The organism is Pseudomonas sp. MPB03 (assembly GCF_046605385.1).
Classification (GTDB): domain Bacteria; phylum Pseudomonadota; class Gammaproteobacteria; order Pseudomonadales; family Pseudomonadaceae; genus Aquipseudomonas; species Aquipseudomonas zanjanensis.
In genome coordinates, this window is record NZ_CP176770.1 from 4,340,866 (window position 1) to 4,357,936 (window position 17,071).

The window sequence follows — 17,071 nt, forward strand, 5'->3', positions numbered from 1 at the left end:
TCGATGAACTCAAAAACCGAGCTTTTCACGGATGAACAGCGAGTCGCCGTCGTCATCCCCAGCTATCGGGTCACCGCGCACATTGTCGGCGTCATCGACGCCATAGGGCCGGAGGTCTGGCGCATCTATGTCATCGACGATGCCTGCCCGGACGGATCAGGCGGGCACGTCCAGGCCTCCTGTAACGACTCCCGGGTCAAAGTGCTGCCCCATGACGTCAACAAAGGCGTCGGTGGTGCGGTCATGACCGGCTATCGGGCAGCCCTCGCCGACGGGGCCAGTATCATCGTCAAAGTCGACGGGGATGGTCAGATGGATCCGACGCTGATCCCGCTGTTCATCGAGCCGATCCTGGCGGGTGAAGCCGACTACACCAAGGGCAATCGATTTTTCAATCTGGAAGAAGTGCAATCGATGCCGCGGCTGCGCCTGTTCGGCAACGCCGTGTTATCGCTGATGGCCAAACTGTCGACGGGTTACTGGGATCTGTTCGACCCTACCAATGGCTACACGGCGATCCACCGTGACGTCGCCCGGCTGCTACCCCTGGACAAGGTCAGCCAGCGCTATTTTTTCGAGACCGACATTCTGTTCCGCCTGAACACGGTGCGCGCCGTCGTGGTGGACATTCCCATGGAGGCCCGCTACGGCGACGAAGTCAGCCACCTCAAGATTTCGAAGATCGTGGGCGAATTCCTTTTCAAGCACCTGCGCAATTTCACCAAGCGCGTGCTCTACAACTACTATTTACGCGACATGTCCCTGGCGTCGATCGAGCTGCCGATCGGCATTCTGATGTTGTTGTTCGGCGTCTTCTTCGGCAGCTATCACTGGTATGAGTCGGCGCAGAATAGCGTCGCGACGCCCGCCGGTACCGTGATGCTCAGCGCCCTGCCCATGCTCATGGGGTTGCAGTTGATCATGGCGTTCCTCGGTTACGACATCGCCTCGGTACCCAGCAGGCCACGGCAATCCAGGCGCGGTAAAGCAACGTCATTGCGGGAAGAAAACTCATCAAAGCGCTAAGGGATTTTTTATCGGACCCGTCGCTCAAGGCATTGGATGTCGATGGCCTTGAACGCCTCGCACTTCACGGCAAAGTGCTTGAACGCAAGCGAATGCTGCGGGAAGTCTTCGTGGAGTTTCACCACGGGTTTCATCGCCTGGCAGACCGCTACTTCAAGGTCGAAGGCCTTGAGGTGGAGTTGGGGGCGGGCATCGCGCCCATGCGCGATTCGTACCCAGAAGTATTGGCCACGGACATTGTCGCCACCGAGCAACTGGACATGGCGCTCAATGCCGAAGCAATGAGCCTGGACGATCATTCGGTCAGGGCCTTTTATGGCCAGAACTGTTTTCATCACTTTCCTCACCCCGAGCAATTTTTCACGGAGCTGGAAAGAACGCTCAAGGTCGGCGGCGGCGCCATTTTGATCGAGCCCTTTCACGGACCCTTTGCCGCTTTTCTCTATAAACGCCTGTTCAAGTCCGAAGGCTTCGACATGCACTTCCCGTCTTGGGAGACACCCTCGACCGGCCCCATGAACGGCGCCAACCAGGCCCTCAGCTACATCGTCTTCGTGCGCGACAGACAGGCGTTCGAGCGCAAGCACCCAAGCCTGGAAATCGTCCACCAGGAAATCTGCGGCAACTATCTGCGCTACCTGGTTTCCGGCGGCCTGAACTTTCGCCAGTTGTTGCCTGACGCGCTGATCCCCGTGCTCAAGGTCGTGGAAAAACTGCTGCATCCGATGAGGCGACTGTTGGCACTGCATCACATCGTGGTGATCCGGAGGACGTCTTGACCTTTATCCGCTATGGCGCCATCCAGGTCATGGCCTATGCATTGGACATGGGTGCCTTTTTGCTGTTGATCGCGCTATTCGGGGGTCACCCCATCCTGGCCAACATTGCCGGCAAAGGCGTGGCCGGGGTGTTCGCGTTCTTTTTGCATCGACACTTCACGTTCCAGTCGACCCATGGCAGCAGCAAGGCGCAAGCGCTGCGTTATTTCTCGTTGCTCGCCATCAATATCCCGGTCGCTTCGGCGCTGTTCAGCGTGGGGCTGTATGTCGTCGACAGCCCTGCCCCGGTGAAATTTGTCTGCGACGTGATCTGCGTGGCCCTGACCTACTGGATCAGCAAACTGTTCGTGTTTCATTCCACTACGCCCCCGCCGGTCCCCACTGACCGAGCCGAAGGCGCATGACCATGAAGCTATTGATAACCGGCGCGACAGGCTACATCGGGCAACGTTTGTCCGCCCTCGCGACGGCAAGGGGATACGAGGTCATTTGCGCCACCCGCCAGCCGGGCCCTGCCCCCTATGCCTGGCTTCCTTATGACCTGCGGGGCCCGGCGCCCGAATGCCCGGCCGGCACTCAGGCGCTGATCCATTTGGCGGCCGACACCTCGACCGGTGCCGACAACGACGCGGACGATGAAGTCAACGCGGCCCTGGCGCTGATCCGATGCGCCCAACAAGGCTCGGCCAGGTTCATCTTCATCTCCAGCCAAACCGCCGAGCCCACGGCCCCGAGCGTTTATGGCCGGACCAAGTGGCGCATCGAACAGCATGTGCTGGCCGCCGGGGGCACCGTGATCCGCCCCGGGCAAGTCTACGGTGGTCCCGAACGCGGCCTCTTTGGCCTATTGTCGGGGCTGGTTCGCCGAAATCCGTTCATTCCGATTCTCTGGCCAGCGCCTTGCATACAACCCATCCATGTCGATGACCTCGCGGCCTCGATATTGGCCGTCGTCGAGCGGGACGACATTCGTGCCGAAATCCTCAACCTGGGCGCCGTGCAGCCGATTGCCTTCGACCGCTTCCTGGCGGCGATTGCAGCGCACCGGGTCCGTGCCGTTCGCCTGCCAATTCCCCTGCCGGTGGTACTGCTCAGGCTGTTGCGTCGGTTGCTGGGGCACTCCTTGGGCGCGAAGCTGGGCCTGGAGCGGATTTTTTCCCTCATCCACCTGCCGCCCATGGACAGTGAGCGTTCCCTGCAAAAACTCGGCGTTCAACTGCGCCCGCTCGCCCACGGCATGCATCGCTCCGGCCGGGGGCAACGTCGCGGGCTTCTCCAGGAAGCCACGGTTCTCTTGAACTATCTGCTCAAGCGCCCGCCGCAAAGAAGCCTGGTCAGTCGCTATGTCAGGGCACTGGAGCGTGGGGGGAAAACCCGCCCCGTCATTAGCTCACGCTTGCTGATGAGCTGGCCGATACTCCTGACGCTGCTGGACACCCCCGGCGTCCTGGGCAAGCCCGACGGCCAGGCGCTGGCCTGGCGCCTGCAGGTTGCACTCGCTATCGCCGAAGCCAGCCCCCAGGGCGCCCAGGTGTTTCTCGGTATCCAACAATCGCGCAGCCCTGTCGCCACGCTGGTTGCGCTGGGGCTCACCGCGACCAAGGCGTTGACGTGGAAGCTAGCGGCGTTGTCAGGCCGGCCCTTTGCTCGCCAGCTGTTACGTGAAAGTGAAACCCACCGTGAAGCCTGACTTCGATGTGATCATCGTCGGCAGTGGCCCGGCCGGGACGTCGGCGGCCTATCCGTTGGTCAAGGCGGGCCTGAAAGTCCTCATGATCGATGCCCAGGCCAGCATCGGTTCATCGGTGCTGCCAACCCGCCCGTTCCTCAGCGCCAGGGCCAACGACGCGCATCAGTGGAAATGGATGATTGGCGATAACTTCCACGCCTTGAACCAACTGGACGCGGTATCGCCCAAGCTGAAGACACCGACCCACGCCCATGTCTTCGAAGGATTCAGCGCCGGCAATCGCATCGAGACCGACAACTTTATCGGCGTCGGCTCCCTGGCCACCGGCGGCTTGTCCAATGCCTGGGGCTGCGGCGTGGCAACGCTGGGTGCCAGCGACTTAGCCGGGCTGCCCATCGATCATGCCGAGATGCAAGCGTCCTACGAAACCGTCGCCCGCCGGATCGGCATCAGTGGCCGGATCGACGATGATCTTTCAAGCTATTTCGGCCTCGATGAGTGGTCGCAACCGCCGCTGCCGCTGGATGCCCTGCACCAACGTCTGCTCGATCAGTACGCCCGGCGTCGTTCGGCGTATCCCGAGCAGGGGTTTCGCCTTGGCCGCTCCAGGGTCGCCGTCTTGAGCCAGCCCCTGGACGCGCGCAAGGCCTGCGACCTGTCGGGAAACTGCTTGTGGGGCTGTCACAACCAAGCCTTGTACAGCGCGTCGCAAGAGCTGCAAAAACTCAAGCAGTACCCGGGATTCCAGCACGTCCAGGATTTCCTCGTGGAGGATCTGCAGAAACAGGACGGTTCATGGGCGGTCACCCATCATCGCTCCTCCCGGCGCTTCTGCGGTACACGCCTGCTGCTGGCGGCGGGCACCCTGGCCTCGACCCGACTCGCCCTCAAGGGCCTGAATCATTCGGCCCCGATACCGCTGCTGTCATCGCCGACAGCGGCCTTCCTGTTGTGGCTGCCAAAAATGCTCGGCACCCCGAGGGCACCGGCATTTGGCTTGGGCCAGCTATCCTTCACCCTGGCGCTGACGGCCGGTGCGACGGCTTTCGGCTCGACATTCAACACCACAGGCTTGCCCATGACCGAGTTTGTCAACCGGATCCCCCTGAGCAAACGCTACAGCATCGAGTTGCTGAAAAACCTGCTCAGTGCCTGCGTCGTCGGGAACCTCTTCCTGCCCGGGCACCTGTCCCACAACACGGCGGCGTTGCGCCCCGATGGCTCGTTGAGCATCAACGGCCACGTGCATCCCGAACTCCCCGGACTCATGAAGACTGCCGAGACAAAGCTTCGCCGGATCTATTGGAAAATGGGCGCGCTGTTGATGCCCATGAGCTTCACCGTCGGCAGGCCGGGGGCAGATATCCACTATGCCGGCACGCTGCCCATGCACGCGACGCCCCGGATCGGGCAGACCGATCGCCTTGGCGAAGTCGCCGGCTTGCCCGGTGTGCATGTTGTCGACGGTGCCTGTTTGCCCAGACTCACCGAAAAGTCCCACACGCTGACCCTCATGGCCAATGCGGACCGGATAGCCCGCTCACTTGCCACCACGATAGGACATCAAAAGGCATGACCCACAAGGTACTTTGCATCGTTGGTACGCGTCCGGAAGCCATCAAGATGGCGCCCGTGATCAAGGCGCTCCAGGCCGAAAGGAATATCGCTTGCCGGGTGCTCGCCACCGCCCAGCACCGAGGCCTGCTGGACCAGATCCTGGACGGCTTCGCAATCACGGCCGACCTGGACCTGGACATCATGCGTCCCAACCAGTCATTGGCGGCCCTGACCTCTCGCCTGCTGCTCGAACTCGACAACGTCTTGCAAGCCGAGCAACCCGATGTCGTCCTGGCTCAAGGCGACACGACCACGGTCATGAGTGCCGCCCTGGCGTGTTTCTACCGGCAGATTCCCTTCGGCCATGTCGAAGCGGGCCTGCGTACCGGGGACCTCTGCAATCCGTTCCCCGAGGAAGCCAACCGGGTCATCGCCGGCAAGCTCACTCGCTGGCATTTCGCGCCCACCCAGGGCGCCGTGGACAACCTGCTGCGCGAAGGCGTCAGCGCCAGCGATATCACCCTGACCGGCAATACCGTGATCGATGCCCTGCTGATGACCGCGGCACAGGACTGCGCCTTGACTGTCCCATTGGACGCGAGCAAACGCCTGGTGCTGGTCACCTCCCATCGGCGGGAGAATTTCGGTGAACCGTTCCAGAATATCTGCCAGGCCCTCAAGCACCTGGCCGAACGGAACCCGGGCATCCAGATCCTCTATCCCGTCCATCCCAACCCGAACGTCAAGGAGGTCGCACACCAACTGCTCGGCCAGACCCCGAACATCTTCCTCTGCGCACCACTGGATTACGCGCCGTTTATCGCGGCAATGAAGCGCTCGTACCTGATCATCAGTGACTCCGGGGGGGTGCAGGAAGAAGCCCCGGCCCTGGGCAAACCCGTGCTGGTGCTGCGGGAGGAAACCGAACGCCCGGAGGCGGTCGACCTCGGCGTGGTCAAGCTGGTGGGCGCCAACCGGGACCTCATCGTCGAACAGGCACAGCGCCTGCTCGATGACCCCGAGGCTTACCAGGGCATGGCACGTGGGGTTTCCCCCTATGGCGACGGCAAGGCCGCGGCACGCATCGTCAACGTGTTAAGGCAGTACTTCCAGCCATGCGCATGATTTACCTGTCGCCGCTGCCATGGGCCAGCTTCAGCCAGCGCCCCCATCACTTCGTCGATTGGTATCACCACCAGACCGGGGCGCCGGTGCTCTGGATCGATCCGTACCCGACACGGTTACCCACGCTGAACGACTTCAGGGGCAAGCCGCCCGTGACCGATCAGCAAAGCGCCAGCGTTCCACCCTGGTTGCAGGTCCGCAAACCCCGTAGCTTACCCATCGAGCCCCTGCCAGGCTCAGCCATGCTGCTCAAGCGACTGTGGCGTGACCTGTTCAACGAGGCCGTGGCATTTGCCGCCCAAGGGCCCTGCATGATCTGTGTGGGGAAACCTTCCGAACTGGCCCTGCAGTTGCTGGCGCTGATCCCGCAAAGCCCCGCCGTCTACGATGCCATGGACGATTTCCCAGCCTTTTATGAGGGCCTGTCACGCAGGTCCATGGAACGTCGCCAGGCGCAGCTCATTCGAGGGGTGGGCACGGTACTGGCGTCGTCCAACCCGCTTCGCGACAAACTCCTGGGCATGACCGATCAGGTAGCTCTGGCCCTTAACGCTTGTGACCTGCATGGACTGATGCCGGTCGAGCGCCTGGACCTGGGTGCCAAGCAGCAGGTGCTGGGTTATGTCGGCACGCTGGGTCGTTGGTTCGACTGGGACCTGGTCATCGCGCTGGCACGGGCCAATCCTGGCAATCTCGTCCGGCTGATTGGCCCTGTCTTCAACCCCCCGCCTTGCGCATTGCCGGCCAACATCGAACTGCTTCCGGAATGCTCCCATGCCAGTGCAATCGCGGCCATGGCAAGGTTTTCGGTGGGTCTGATCCCGTTCAAGCGCAACCGCCTGACGGCCTCGGTCGACCCGATCAAATACTACGAGTACCGCGCCCTCGGCCTGCCTGTCATTGCCACTCGCTTCGGTGAAATGGCCCTGCGCGACCGGGAGCCGAGCGTCTGGATCGTGGAGGAAGGCACCGATTTGCGCAAAACCGTCGTCGAAGCGCTCGCCAGTCAAAGCGATTGTTCGGCTGTTCAGCAGTTTCGTGACGCCCATCGTTGGGCCCAGCGTTTTTCTGCGATCAACCTCAAACACGCGCCATAACGGCCGATACCCCGGATAAGACCCCACCACTGGGGCGCAGGACGGAACGGTAGGTCAGTCATGACAGAAATTTATTTGCTGATAGCGCACGGCACGGATCAGGGCGAAGCTTACGTGCTGGGCTGGTTCGACGACCGGAGCAAAGCCCGGGAAGTGGCCGAACAGAAAGAATGGGAAGCGTACCGCGCCAGCCTGAAGGAGAAACACCCGTGGTCTAGCCACACACCGCTGGCACCGGACCAGACGGACTATCGTCGCTACTGGATCAAGACCATCTCGAAATTCGAGCATGTGCCAGTGCCGAGATCTTTTGCGGTCCATTGATCATCACGACTGAATATTCGACGAAACGCGCGTGATCGGTGGCGGTCTAGACGATTAAGCCCATCCGATGAGAGCGTTCTTATGTTGAAATTCCTTGGCGGCACCGTAGGCATCATTTTCCTGATTGGCCTGATCGTGGTGATTGCGCTGTTCAAGTTCATTTTTTGAGCGTGGCGGCGGTCTTTGGTTTGGTGTTCATTTTTTTCAGACGTGAAAAAGCCCAATCTTTGCAGATTGGGCTACGTCATTGCCGCCAAACGTTTCGCTTGCTTCATGACGACATCCATTCAGGGATATCCCGCATGGCGTGTAAAACTCGCCATACGTCAATGTGCTCATCGCGCTCTACGTAGAACACCAGATAGGGATAACGCTTCAGCGGCCAGCAGAGTAATCCGGAAATATCCAGCTCATGGGCGTACCTGGACATACCCGATGCCGGATGGCGGCTGATATGCGTATAGGCATTTTCCAGGGCGTCGATGAAATTGAGTGCCGCCTGCTCGGCCTGCTCACCTAGGTAATAGTTGATGGCGTCCTCTACATCCTGGCTGGCAAGAGCTCGCGGAATGACGGGTTTCGCCTTCATCCTCACCCTTTGCGCACCTTAGCCCGTAGAGATTCGAAGTAGTCGCCATTCACAGGAGCAGTGGGATCCGACTCAGCCCCGGCCAGTACCAGGCCACGAAGGTGCTGCCGATCCTGATCCTTGCGAATCAGTTCCCGCACATATTCGCTACTGGTGCTGTAGCCTCTCTGACTAACCTGATCATCTATAAAAGATTTAAGAGCGTCTGGCAGCGAGATGTTCATGGTACTCATGACTTTGCCTGTTTTTTGACAAAATTTGCCAAAGTATACACCCTTGGGCCTGCCTCGCCAGGGGCGAGCTCGCGGGGGGCCAACCATCAGACGTTCAGGTCGCATCGACATGACAGACATAGACACGGCTATTGCTGACTGGGAGCCGCTTAACCTTGAATGGCATCAAGGCTTCGCGTTCATGGACGGCGTGCTGCTGGGCGACGGGCAAGTGCCTGATGTGTACATCATGCTCAGCCCTGAAGGCGCACGCCCCGGCGAGTTGGCACAAGCTGCCAACGCCGGGCACTATCCGCCCTCGCCCTTGCTGGCCGGTCAGCCGGTTTGGCGGCATCGACGCAGCCCTTGGGTCTTGCGCGACGTCCGGCGCGATTACTACCTGCTTCCAGCCTACCGGGCGCGCCACGGCTACCACGCGCTCCAAGCCTTGCCGTTTCGGTTCGACAGTGGCCTGGAAAGCCTCGGCCACCAGTACTGGCATGACGCAGCCGGCGCCTATTGGTTCGGCGAGTACGCGATCAGCCAGATTCCCGAGGCCCGACCCGACAGCCTGGCCCTGTTGCCAGAGTCGCCCGCCTCAGTGACTTCAGCGTCCGCCCTGTTCAGCGACGGGATGAATATCTTTTTGCAGGGGCAACGTCTCGCCAGCGCCACGGCGCGGGTGCGGTATTGCAATCACCCGTCCTATCGAGTGATCGACGATCAGGTCTACAAGGGCTTCAAGCCCCTGCACCAAAAGGACGGCACGCCGCTGCCGGTGGCAAACCCGGACGACTTCCAGATGCTCGCCCAACGCTGGGGCACCGACGGACAGTCGATCATCGTGCAGGCGCAGCAAGGTTCAAGCATTTCCTACGAATACTTCTACCGCATCGACAATGCCGACCTGGCAACCTTCACCATGCTGAATGAACGCTACGCCAAGGACAAGCAACGCGCCTATTACCTGACCGGAAAGAACATCCGCTACGTTGGCGATTTCCACCTGCTCAAGTGCTGGCAGCCGACGTTCGATGAATGCGGGCGCGTGGCCAGCGCCAGCGAATACGAGGATGATTATTTTGCCGTGGACGACAGTTTCGTCTATGCCGCCGGGACCCGCATGCGTGACGCCCATGGCCCAAGCTTTCGCCATTTGGGGTTCGACTATTACCGTGATCACCTGCACGTCTACAGGCGCCAGAAACGCCTCGATGTCGACGCGCAAAGCTTCGTCGTGACCCAGCTCTGTCGCAATGACCAGGATTACTCTCCCGTGCTGGCAGGCGACAAGCACGGCCCGCTGGGCTCAGACGGGATCATCGATGCGGCCATGCAAGAGGCCTGGGCACCTTATTTCGAGGCCCATCCGCAGTTGGAGGGTTACTGGTGGCACCGTTTGCGGGCAACAACCGAGGCCGCCCAAACACACGCGCAAACGCAGCCGCTACAGGCCATAGGTCTCGGATTCGAACTAGGCAACCAAGTGTATTTCCATGGCCGCGCGATCAGCGGGTTGGACGCAGCGAGTTTCAAATTGCTCGACACGCACCTGTGCGGCGATGCCCAGGGCTTGTATCTGATCCCGTTTCATAACGCCGAAACGCAAGTGCCTGAACGGTTTTCCCAAGAACCCGCGGAGCACTTCCGCGCGCTCGGTGGGCCCTACCTGACCGACGGAAAAATCGTGTTCTGCCACCGGATTTTCTACCATTCTCCCGAACCGATTCGTAAGGCCCATGTGGCTACCTTCGAGTCCTGCGATCATGGCTGGGCCCAGGATCAAAATGCGGTGTATTACTACGGCGAGGCGAAAAAACGCCTACATCCCTCGGATACCCGCATTCTCGGCACCTATGCCGTCAGCCCTACCCTGATCCTCTCGGAAGGCAAACCGCTGGATGTACCGTTCGACCCCGACGAAGTCCGCGTGCCCCACCCTGATTTCCTGCAACTGGGCACGCGCAAGTTGTTCTGTCACCGACGGCCCGTCAGCGCCAAGCGTATCGACCTGGCCACCCTGGAATTCCTGAGTGAGCGCTATGCCCGAGACAGGAACCGAATGTACTACTACGACGGTTATGCAACCCTGACCGAGGTCGATGAAGCACAGTATCAGGAATCCCTCGGCCAGCCGGTGGCAAGCGTCTAGAACTGCGTCACCACCGTCACCCCTGCCGTGTCGAACCGGTCCATGTTCATAAGCGCATCAATGGATTGTTCGAGGCTGATGGTCTTGCCCACCAGTTTTTCAGGTGCCAGCTTGCCGGAGGTGATCATGTCCATCATTGCGCCGTAACGGTGTGCCTGCATGCCATGGCTGCCGCAGATCTCCAGCTCATAGGCAATGACTTTGCTCATCGGGATCGCCGGCGTGCTGTGATCGGCCAGCATCAAACCGACCTGGACATGCCGGCCACGCCGTCTCAGATTGTTGATGGAGTTGAAGCAGGTCGTTGGATGACCGAGCGCATCCAACGAAACATGAGCGCCGCCCTTCGTCATCTCAAGCACCGCCTCGGTCACATCCGCCACACGGCTTGCATTGACCGTCGCAACGGCACCAAGCGACTGGGCAAGCTTGAGCTTATCGTCGGAGATATCAATCGCGATAACGTTCGCCCCGACAGCGTGGGCGATCATCACCGCTGACAGCCCCACACCACCACAACCATGAACCGCCACCCACTGGCCCGCCGTGACCTTGCCTTGATCGACCACCGCACGGAACGACGTGACGAACCGACAACCCAGGCTCGCCGCCGTGGCGAAGTCCATGTTGTCCGGCAGCGCAACCAGGTTCAAATCCGCCTGGTGAATCCCAACATACTCGGCGAAAGAGCCCCAATGGGTGAAACCCGGCTGAAACTGGCTGTGGCACACCTGCTGGTTGCCGCTATTGCATTCCGGGCACGCGCCACAGCCACCGACAAAAGGCACGGTAATGCGATCGCCCACCTTCCATCGGGTGACGTCCTTGCCCACCTCCGCCACGATCCCTGCCAATTCGTGGCCGGGCACATGGGGCAGCTGAATATCAGGATCATGACCTTTCCAGCCATGCCAGTCGCTTCGGCATACGCCCGTGCCGAGGACCTGGACAACCACACCGTGACGCTCGGGGGTTGGATCTTCGACGGTCATCACACGTGGGGGTTGGGAAAAGGCTTCGTAAACGACGGCTTTCATGCAGGATCCCTCTACTTTGGAAAAGCGCTATGCCTGAACCCTGGCTCGCGGACTGGCCTGGGCACAAACAAACGTCAACAGTAGCCACAAACGCCCCTGCACGTAAGAGCCTCTGTCGCTTAGAGATTGCAGCTGTATTGATATTCGAAGGGGAAGAATACGGTATCGACCACCAAGGAGAACGGTGCGTCGATCAGCAGGAAAGGAATCAGCTTTCCTTTGGACGTGCCCACCAGCCACCAGTCAAAGCGAAGGCCGATGTAGGGGCATCGGTGTTTGTCGTAGTCCATTCGCATCGCGGTGGCCATACAGCCGCTTAGGCTGGTGATCAGCACCAGTAGAACCGCTTTCCGTAGCACGTAGTGTCCTTATTATGCTTTTGCCCGGCTGCGCAGGTAGGCTTAGTCGGATCTTCAGCGCCGGATGCGAAGGAACATGGCCACAAATTTTGCGCAGGCACAAAAAAGCCGATCTATCTGATCGGCTTAACTGCCTGATTTTACTCAGTAAATATGGTCGGGACGGAGTGATTCGAACACTCGACCCCTAGCACCCCATGCTAGTGCGCTACCGGACTGCGCTACGCCCCGACTAGGCGTGAATCTTGTTCCGCTTCTCAGCGGAACGCTCAGGAATATAACGCAAGCTTTTGAAAACTGGAAGTATTTAAAAGCAGAAATTATTTCTTGAGCACCACCAGCACATCTTCAAGCTCGGCGATCATCTGGCGGATCATCTGTTTGTACTGGGTTGTATCGTCCTTGGCCTCATCACCGGAGAGGCGCAGGCGTGCGCCGCCGATGGTGAACCCCTGGTCGTACAGCAGCGCGCGGATCTGCCGGATCATCAGCACGTCTTGTCGCTGATAATACCGGCGGTTTCCGCGGCGCTTGACCGGGTTGAGTTGAGGAAACTCCTGCTCCCAATAGCGCAGCACGTGTGGTTTTACCGCACACAGCTCGCTGACTTCACCAATGGTGAAGTAGCGTTTGCCCGGGATGACGGGTAGTTCGTCGTTATGACTTGGTTCCAGCATAAGCCTCAACTCGGGCCTTCAACTTCTGCCCTGGACGAAAGGTGACCACACGGCGAGCCGTGATCGGGATTTCTTCTCCCGTTTTCGGATTGCGGCCAGGCCGCTGGCGTTTGTCCCGAAGGTCGAAATTGCCGAAACCGGACAACTTGACCTGTTCGTTGTCTTCCAGAGCGTGCCTGATTTCTTCGAAAAACAGTTCGACCAATTCTTTGGCCTCCCGTTTATTCAGGCCCAGCTCCTCATACAGACGTTCCGCCATCTCAGCTTTCGTCAGAGCCCCCATACGTCACTTCCTTAACGTGGCGTTCAACCTGGTTTCGAGCGAGGTGAGGATATTTTGCGTTGCGGTATTCACCTCATCGTCATTAAGAGTGCGCGATGGATGCTGCCAGGTCAAGCCGACTGCAAGGCTTTTTCTATGCGGATCAATACCTTTACCCTGATACACGTCAAATAGCCTGAGGTCCGTTAGCCATTCGCCTGCATTTTCACGAATTACCTCCAGTACAGCACTGGAAGCGACCTCACGGTCGGCCAGCAACGCCAGGTCACGACGCACTTCAGGAAAGCGCGATAACTCCTGGAATTTCGGCATTTTCCCCTGTGCCACTTCGGCCAGGACCAGCTCGAAAACGAAGACGGGACGATCGAGGCCCAGGGTTTTCGACAGCTCTGGGTGAATGGCACCGACATAGCCGACTTCACGCCCGTCTCGCTCGATCCGTGCAGTCTGCCCCGGATGCAGCGCCGGGTGCTTGCCCGGTACGAAAGTGAATGCGTCGAGCGCGCCGGCGAAGCCCAGCACCGCTTCCACGTCAGCCTTGACGTCGAAGAAGTCGACGACATCGCGACCTTGCGCCCAGCCTTCCGGCAAGCGACTGCCACAGACGACACCGGCCAACATCGGCTCTTGCTTCAAGCCTTCCAATTGACCGACAAAACGCAGGCCGCTTTCGAACAGGCGCACGCGATCCTGCTGGCGGTTCAGGTTGTGCTGGAGCGACTTGACCAGGCCCGGCCACAGGGACGAACGCATGGCGGCCATGTCGTTGGAGATCGGGTTGGCCAGCAACAGCGGCTCGACGCCCGGGCTGAACAGCTCGAACTGGCGTGGATCGATGAAACTGTAGGTGATCGCTTCCTGATACCCACGGGCCACCAGCAGGCGGCGCAGTTCCGGCAGGTCGCTGCGGGCTTCAGCCTTGGCTTGTGGGGCCAGGCGGGCTTGCGGGTAGCGAACCGGCAGGCGGTTGTAGCCGTACAGGCGGGCCAATTCTTCGATCAGGTCAACTTCCAAGCTGATATCGAAGCGATGGCTTGGCACTTCGACGCGCCACTGCCCTGCCCCAGCGGCGCTGATGTTCAGGCCCAGGGCGCTGAGCAGGCGTTCGACTTCGGCCGAATCCATTTCCATGCCCAGCATCTGGGTGATGCGCTGGGCACGCAGGGTGATCGGTGCAATCTTGGGCAGGTGCTGTTCGCTGACAGTCTCGATGACCGGCCCGGCTTCGCCACCGGTGATATCCAGCAGCAGGCCGGTGGCGCGCTCCATGGCTTCACGGGCCAGCTGCCAATCCACGCCTCGCTCGTAGCGGTGCGAGGCGTCGGTGTGCAGGCCATAGGAACGAGCCTTGCCAGCGACGGCGATCTGGTCGAAGAACGCGCTTTCCAGGAATACATCGCGGGTGGTGGCGGATACGCCGCTGTGCTCGCCACCCATCACGCCGGCAATCGCCAGGGCGCGGGCGTGGTCGGCAATCACCAGGGTGTCGCTGCGCAGAGTCACTTCCTGGCCGTCGAGCAGCACCAGCTTCTCGCCCTCTTCGGCCATGCGTACGCGGATGCCACCGTTGATTTCGGCGAGATCGAACGCATGCAGCGGCTGGCCCAGCTCCAGCATGACATAGTTGGTGATGTCGACGGCGGCGTCGATGCTGCGCACGTCGGCGCGACGCAGGCGCTCGACCATCCACAGCGGCGTTGGCTTGGACAGGTCGACGTTACGGATCACCCGGCCCAGGTACCGCGGGCACGCCGCCGGCGCCAGGACTTCAATCGAACGCACTTCGTCATGCACGGCCGGCACGGTCGCGACCGTCGGACGCGTCACAGGAGCGGCATACAGCGCGCCGACTTCACGGGCCAGACCCGCCAGGGACAGGCAGTCGCCACGGTTCGGCGTCAGGTCGACCTCGATGCTCGCGTCGTCCAGGCCCAGGTATTCACGAATGTCCTGGCCCACCGGCGCATCGGCCGGGAGTTCCATCAGGCCATCGTTGCCTTCGCCAATCTGCAGTTCGGCCTGGGAGCACAACATGCCGTTGGACTCGACGCCGCGCAGCTTGGCTTTCTTGATCTTGAAGTCGCCCGGCAGTTCGGCGCCGATCATGGCGAATGGGATCTTCAGGCCCGGGCGCACGTTGGGCGCGCCGCAGACGACCTGGAAGGTTTCCGCGCCATTGCTGACCTGGCAAATCCGCAGCTTGTCAGCGTCAGGGTGCTGCTCGGTGCCCAGCACCTCGCCCACCACCACACCACTGAATGCACCGGCGGCCGGTGTCACGCTATCGACCTCGAGGCCGGCCATCGACAGGCGAGCAACCAGCTCGTCCTGGCTTACCTGCGGGCTTACCCAGCCGCGCAGCCATTGTTCACTGAATTTCATCCTGCTCTCCTAAAGGTTCGTTACGACTAGCGAAATTGCGCGAGGAACCGCAAGTCGTTGTCGAAGAACAGACGCAAGTCGTTCACGCCGTAACGCAGCATGGCCAGGCGTTCCACGCCCATGCCGAAGGCAAAGCCCGAGAATTCTTCCGGATCGATTCCGGACATGCGCAGCACGTTCGGGTGAACCATGCCGCAGCCCATGACTTCCAGCCAGCCCGTCTGCTTACAGACGCGGCAGCCTTTGCCGCTGCACATCACGCATTCCATGTCGACTTCCGCCGAGGGCTCGGTGAATGGGAAGTACGAAGGGCGGAAACGCACGGCCAGCTCTTTTTCGAAGAACACCCGCAGGAATTCTTCGATGGTGCCTTTGAGGTCGGCGAAATTGATGTCGCGATCAACCAGCAAGCCTTCGACCTGATGGAACATCGGCGAGTGGGTGATATCGGAGTCGCTGCGATACACACGGCCTGGGCAGACGATGCGGATCGGCGGCCGCTGCGATTCCATGGTGCGGACCTGTACCGGCGAGGTATGGGTGCGCAACAGCATGTTCGCGTTGAAATAGAAGGTGTCGTGCATCGACCGGGCCGGGTGATGGCCTGGGATGTTGAGCGCCTCGAAGTTGTGATAGTCGTCTTCGACCTCGGGGCCTTCGGCAATGCCGTAGCCGATGTGGGTGAAGAACTGCTCGATGCGTTCCAGGGTCCGGGTGACCGGATGCAGGCCACCAGAAGTCTGGCCACGGCCAGGCAGGGTCACGTCGATGGACTCGGCGGCGAGCTTGGCGGCCAGGTCCGCCTCCTCGAACAACGCCTTGCGCGCATTGAGGACCTCTGTGACACGCTCCTTGGCAACGTTGATCAGCGCACCGACCTGCGGACGCTCTTCGGCTGGCAGGTTCCCCAGGGTCTTCATCACCTGAGTCAACTCGCCCTTCTTGCCAAGGTAGTGAACCCGGATTTGCTCCAGGGCATTGATATCTTCAGCGCTTTGCACAGCCTCTAGTGCTTGAGCGACCAGCGCGTCCAGGTTTTCCATGTACAGACTCCAGATACAAAATAGGGGAAGAGCTTTAAGGCTCTTCCCCTATTTATGACGTTTGACACCTGGGCCCACAGAGGTGGACCCCGGTGACTGCCGGGGGTACTTAAGCCAAGGTGGCTTTAGCTTTCTCGACAATCGCAGCAAACGCCGCTTTTTCGTTCACTGCCAGATCAGCCAGAACCTTACGGTCGATCTCGATGGACGCTTTTTTCAGGCCAGCGATGAAACGGCTGTAGGACAGACCGTTAACACGAGCACCAGCGTTGATACGAGCGATCCACAGAGCGCGGAACTGACGTTTTTTCTGACGACGGTCACGGTAGGCGTATTGGCCTGCCTTGATTACCGCTTGCTTGGCAACACGGAATACGCGGGAACGCGCGCCGTAGTAGCCTTTAGCAAGTTTCAGAATTTTTTTGTGACGTTTACGGGCAATGACGCCACGCTTTACACGAGCCATGAGTTACTTCCTCTATTCTTGATCCAAAAATTAACGAAGGCGCAGCATGCGCTCGACTTTTGCCACGTCAGACGGATGCAGCAAGCTGCTACCGCGCAGTTGACGCTTACGCTTGGTCGACATTTTGGTCAGGATGTGGCTCTTGAAAGCGTGCTTGTGCTTGATACCGTTAGCAGTTTTCAGAAACCGCTTAGCAGCACCACTTTTGGTCTTCATCTTTGGCATGTTCGGATACTCCGCATTCAGTTGATAAACATAATCGCAAGGCCTGCC

At 60.1% G+C, this 17,071-nt stretch carries 19 protein-coding genes and 1 tRNA gene; 9 read left to right on the plus strand and 11 right to left on the minus strand.

Going from position 1 to position 17,071, the window contains the following annotated elements:
- Positions 1-3 precede the first annotated feature (3 nt).
- The 8 genes from ACLH0I_RS18505 (at position 4) to ACLH0I_RS18540 (ending at position 7,598) form a co-directional block, all read left to right on the plus strand.
- Positions 4-1,026, plus strand: coding sequence for a glycosyltransferase family 2 protein (locus tag ACLH0I_RS18505; RefSeq protein WP_411385037.1), 1,023 nt, complete (start codon positions 4-6; stop codon positions 1,024-1,026).
- 92 nt (positions 1,027-1,118) lie between these two features.
- Entirely contained in the window at positions 1,119-1,805 is a 687-nt protein-coding gene (locus ACLH0I_RS18510) for a class I SAM-dependent methyltransferase (RefSeq protein WP_411385038.1), read from the plus strand.
- Entirely contained in the window at positions 1,802-2,209 is a 408-nt protein-coding gene (locus ACLH0I_RS18515; RefSeq protein ID WP_250962195.1) for a GtrA family protein, read from the plus strand. Before ACLH0I_RS18510 ends, ACLH0I_RS18515 begins: the two co-directional genes overlap by 4 nt.
- 2 nt (positions 2,210-2,211) lie before the next feature.
- Positions 2,212-3,495: an NAD-dependent epimerase/dehydratase family protein gene (locus ACLH0I_RS18520; protein ID WP_411385039.1), complete on the plus strand. Its 1,284-nt coding sequence runs from the start codon at positions 2,212-2,214 to the stop codon at positions 3,493-3,495.
- Positions 3,485-5,071, plus strand: a complete 1,587-nt coding sequence (locus ACLH0I_RS18525) for an FAD-dependent oxidoreductase (protein ID WP_411385040.1) — start codon at positions 3,485-3,487, stop codon at positions 5,069-5,071. Before ACLH0I_RS18520 ends, ACLH0I_RS18525 begins: the two co-directional genes overlap by 11 nt.
- A complete protein-coding gene (gene wecB, locus ACLH0I_RS18530) occupies positions 5,068-6,177 on the plus strand; it encodes a non-hydrolyzing UDP-N-acetylglucosamine 2-epimerase (protein WP_411385041.1) in 1,110 nt (369 codons plus the stop codon). The genes ACLH0I_RS18525 and wecB overlap by 4 nt, the downstream gene beginning before the upstream one ends.
- Positions 6,168-7,274 carry a glycosyl transferase gene (locus tag ACLH0I_RS18535; protein WP_411385042.1) on the plus strand — a complete coding sequence of 369 codons (1,107 nt, stop codon included), beginning with the start codon at positions 6,168-6,170 and terminating at the stop codon, positions 7,272-7,274. The genes wecB and ACLH0I_RS18535 overlap by 10 nt, the downstream gene beginning before the upstream one ends.
- A gap of 60 nt (positions 7,275-7,334) precedes the next feature.
- Positions 7,335-7,598, plus strand: a complete 264-nt coding sequence (locus ACLH0I_RS18540; protein WP_411385043.1) for a hypothetical protein — start codon at positions 7,335-7,337, stop codon at positions 7,596-7,598.
- A 271-nt stretch (positions 7,599-7,869) separates the two neighbouring features.
- On the opposite strand, the gene ACLH0I_RS18545 is transcribed toward ACLH0I_RS18540, so the two are convergent.
- Together ACLH0I_RS18545 and ACLH0I_RS18550 are read right to left on the minus strand one after the other, a co-directional pair.
- On the minus strand, positions 7,870-8,187 hold the full coding sequence (locus ACLH0I_RS18545; protein WP_411385044.1) for a type II toxin-antitoxin system RelE/ParE family toxin: 318 nt from the start codon (positions 8,185-8,187) through the stop codon (positions 7,870-7,872).
- A gap of 2 nt (positions 8,188-8,189) precedes the next feature.
- The gene (locus tag ACLH0I_RS18550) at positions 8,190-8,420 is read right to left on the minus strand and encodes a type II toxin-antitoxin system ParD family antitoxin (protein WP_250962202.1); all 231 of its coding nucleotides are present in this window, start codon (positions 8,418-8,420) and stop codon (positions 8,190-8,192) included.
- Between the two features lie 109 nt (positions 8,421-8,529).
- Between ACLH0I_RS18550 and ACLH0I_RS18555 the strand changes: the two genes are divergently transcribed.
- Entirely contained in the window at positions 8,530-10,551 is a 2,022-nt protein-coding gene (locus ACLH0I_RS18555) for a DKNYY domain-containing protein (protein ID WP_411385045.1), read from the plus strand.
- On the opposite strand, the gene ACLH0I_RS18560 is transcribed toward ACLH0I_RS18555, so the two are convergent.
- From ACLH0I_RS18560 to rpmI, 9 genes are all read right to left on the minus strand, one after another.
- A complete protein-coding gene (locus ACLH0I_RS18560) occupies positions 10,548-11,588 on the minus strand; it encodes a zinc-dependent alcohol dehydrogenase family protein (protein ID WP_411385046.1) in 1,041 nt (346 codons plus the stop codon). The two genes, ACLH0I_RS18555 and ACLH0I_RS18560, sit on opposite strands and share 4 nt — an antisense overlap.
- A 119-nt stretch (positions 11,589-11,707) precedes the next feature.
- Entirely contained in the window at positions 11,708-11,947 is a 240-nt protein-coding gene (locus ACLH0I_RS18565; protein ID WP_186706641.1) for a YceK/YidQ family lipoprotein, read from the minus strand.
- 154 nt (positions 11,948-12,101) lie between these two features.
- Positions 12,102-12,178: transfer RNA gene (locus ACLH0I_RS18570), tRNA-Pro, on the minus strand.
- Between the two features lie 89 nt (positions 12,179-12,267).
- Entirely contained in the window at positions 12,268-12,624 is a 357-nt protein-coding gene (locus ACLH0I_RS18575) for a MerR family transcriptional regulator (protein ID WP_003179985.1), read from the minus strand.
- Positions 12,605-12,907: an integration host factor subunit alpha gene (gene ihfA, locus ACLH0I_RS18580; RefSeq protein ID WP_002553164.1), complete on the minus strand. Its 303-nt coding sequence runs from the start codon at positions 12,905-12,907 to the stop codon at positions 12,605-12,607. Before ihfA ends, ACLH0I_RS18575 begins: the two co-directional genes overlap by 20 nt.
- 3 nt (positions 12,908-12,910) lie before the next feature.
- Positions 12,911-15,289, minus strand: coding sequence for a phenylalanine--tRNA ligase subunit beta (pheT, locus tag ACLH0I_RS18585; protein WP_411385047.1), 2,379 nt, complete (start codon positions 15,287-15,289; stop codon positions 12,911-12,913).
- A gap of 26 nt (positions 15,290-15,315) precedes the next feature.
- Entirely contained in the window at positions 15,316-16,332 is a 1,017-nt protein-coding gene (gene pheS, locus ACLH0I_RS18590) for a phenylalanine--tRNA ligase subunit alpha (protein ID WP_186706639.1), read from the minus strand.
- Positions 16,333-16,441: 109 nt separating this feature from the next.
- Entirely contained in the window at positions 16,442-16,798 is a 357-nt protein-coding gene (gene rplT, locus ACLH0I_RS18595) for a 50S ribosomal protein L20 (RefSeq protein ID WP_002553161.1), read from the minus strand.
- Between the two features lie 30 nt (positions 16,799-16,828).
- Entirely contained in the window at positions 16,829-17,023 is a 195-nt protein-coding gene (gene rpmI / locus ACLH0I_RS18600) for a 50S ribosomal protein L35 (protein WP_002553160.1), read from the minus strand.
- Between the last annotated feature and the right edge of the window lie 48 nt (positions 17,024-17,071).

Coding starts and splice junctions, on each gene's coding strand:
- rplT (WP_002553161.1), bottom strand. CDS start 16,798: ATGGCTCGTGTAAAGCGTGGCGTCATTGCCCGTAAACGTCACAAAAAA.
- ACLH0I_RS18545 (WP_411385044.1), bottom strand. CDS start 8,187: ATGAAGGCGAAACCCGTCATTCCGCGAGCTCTTGCCAGCCAGGATGTA.
- ACLH0I_RS18560 (WP_411385046.1), bottom strand. CDS start 11,588: ATGAAAGCCGTCGTTTACGAAGCCTTTTCCCAACCCCCACGTGTGATG.
- rpmI (WP_002553160.1), bottom strand. CDS start 17,023: ATGCCAAAGATGAAGACCAAAAGTGGTGCTGCTAAGCGGTTTCTGAAA.
- ACLH0I_RS18520 (WP_411385039.1), top strand. CDS start 2,212: ATGAAGCTATTGATAACCGGCGCGACAGGCTACATCGGGCAACGTTTG.
- ACLH0I_RS18505 (WP_411385037.1), top strand. CDS start 4: ATGAACTCAAAAACCGAGCTTTTCACGGATGAACAGCGAGTCGCCGTC.
- ACLH0I_RS18540 (WP_411385043.1), top strand. CDS start 7,335: ATGACAGAAATTTATTTGCTGATAGCGCACGGCACGGATCAGGGCGAA.
- ACLH0I_RS18575 (WP_003179985.1), bottom strand. CDS start 12,624: ATGCTGGAACCAAGTCATAACGACGAACTACCCGTCATCCCGGGCAAA.
- ACLH0I_RS18550 (WP_250962202.1), bottom strand. CDS start 8,420: ATGAGTACCATGAACATCTCGCTGCCAGACGCTCTTAAATCTTTTATA.
- pheS (WP_186706639.1), bottom strand. CDS start 16,332: ATGGAAAACCTGGACGCGCTGGTCGCTCAAGCACTAGAGGCTGTGCAA.
- ihfA (WP_002553164.1), bottom strand. CDS start 12,907: ATGGGGGCTCTGACGAAAGCTGAGATGGCGGAACGTCTGTATGAGGAG.
- pheT (WP_411385047.1), bottom strand. CDS start 15,289: ATGAAATTCAGTGAACAATGGCTGCGCGGCTGGGTAAGCCCGCAGGTA.
- ACLH0I_RS18555 (WP_411385045.1), top strand. CDS start 8,530: ATGACAGACATAGACACGGCTATTGCTGACTGGGAGCCGCTTAACCTT.
- ACLH0I_RS18535 (WP_411385042.1), top strand. CDS start 6,168: ATGCGCATGATTTACCTGTCGCCGCTGCCATGGGCCAGCTTCAGCCAG.
- wecB (WP_411385041.1), top strand. CDS start 5,068: ATGACCCACAAGGTACTTTGCATCGTTGGTACGCGTCCGGAAGCCATC.
- ACLH0I_RS18510 (WP_411385038.1), top strand. CDS start 1,119: ATGCTGCGGGAAGTCTTCGTGGAGTTTCACCACGGGTTTCATCGCCTG.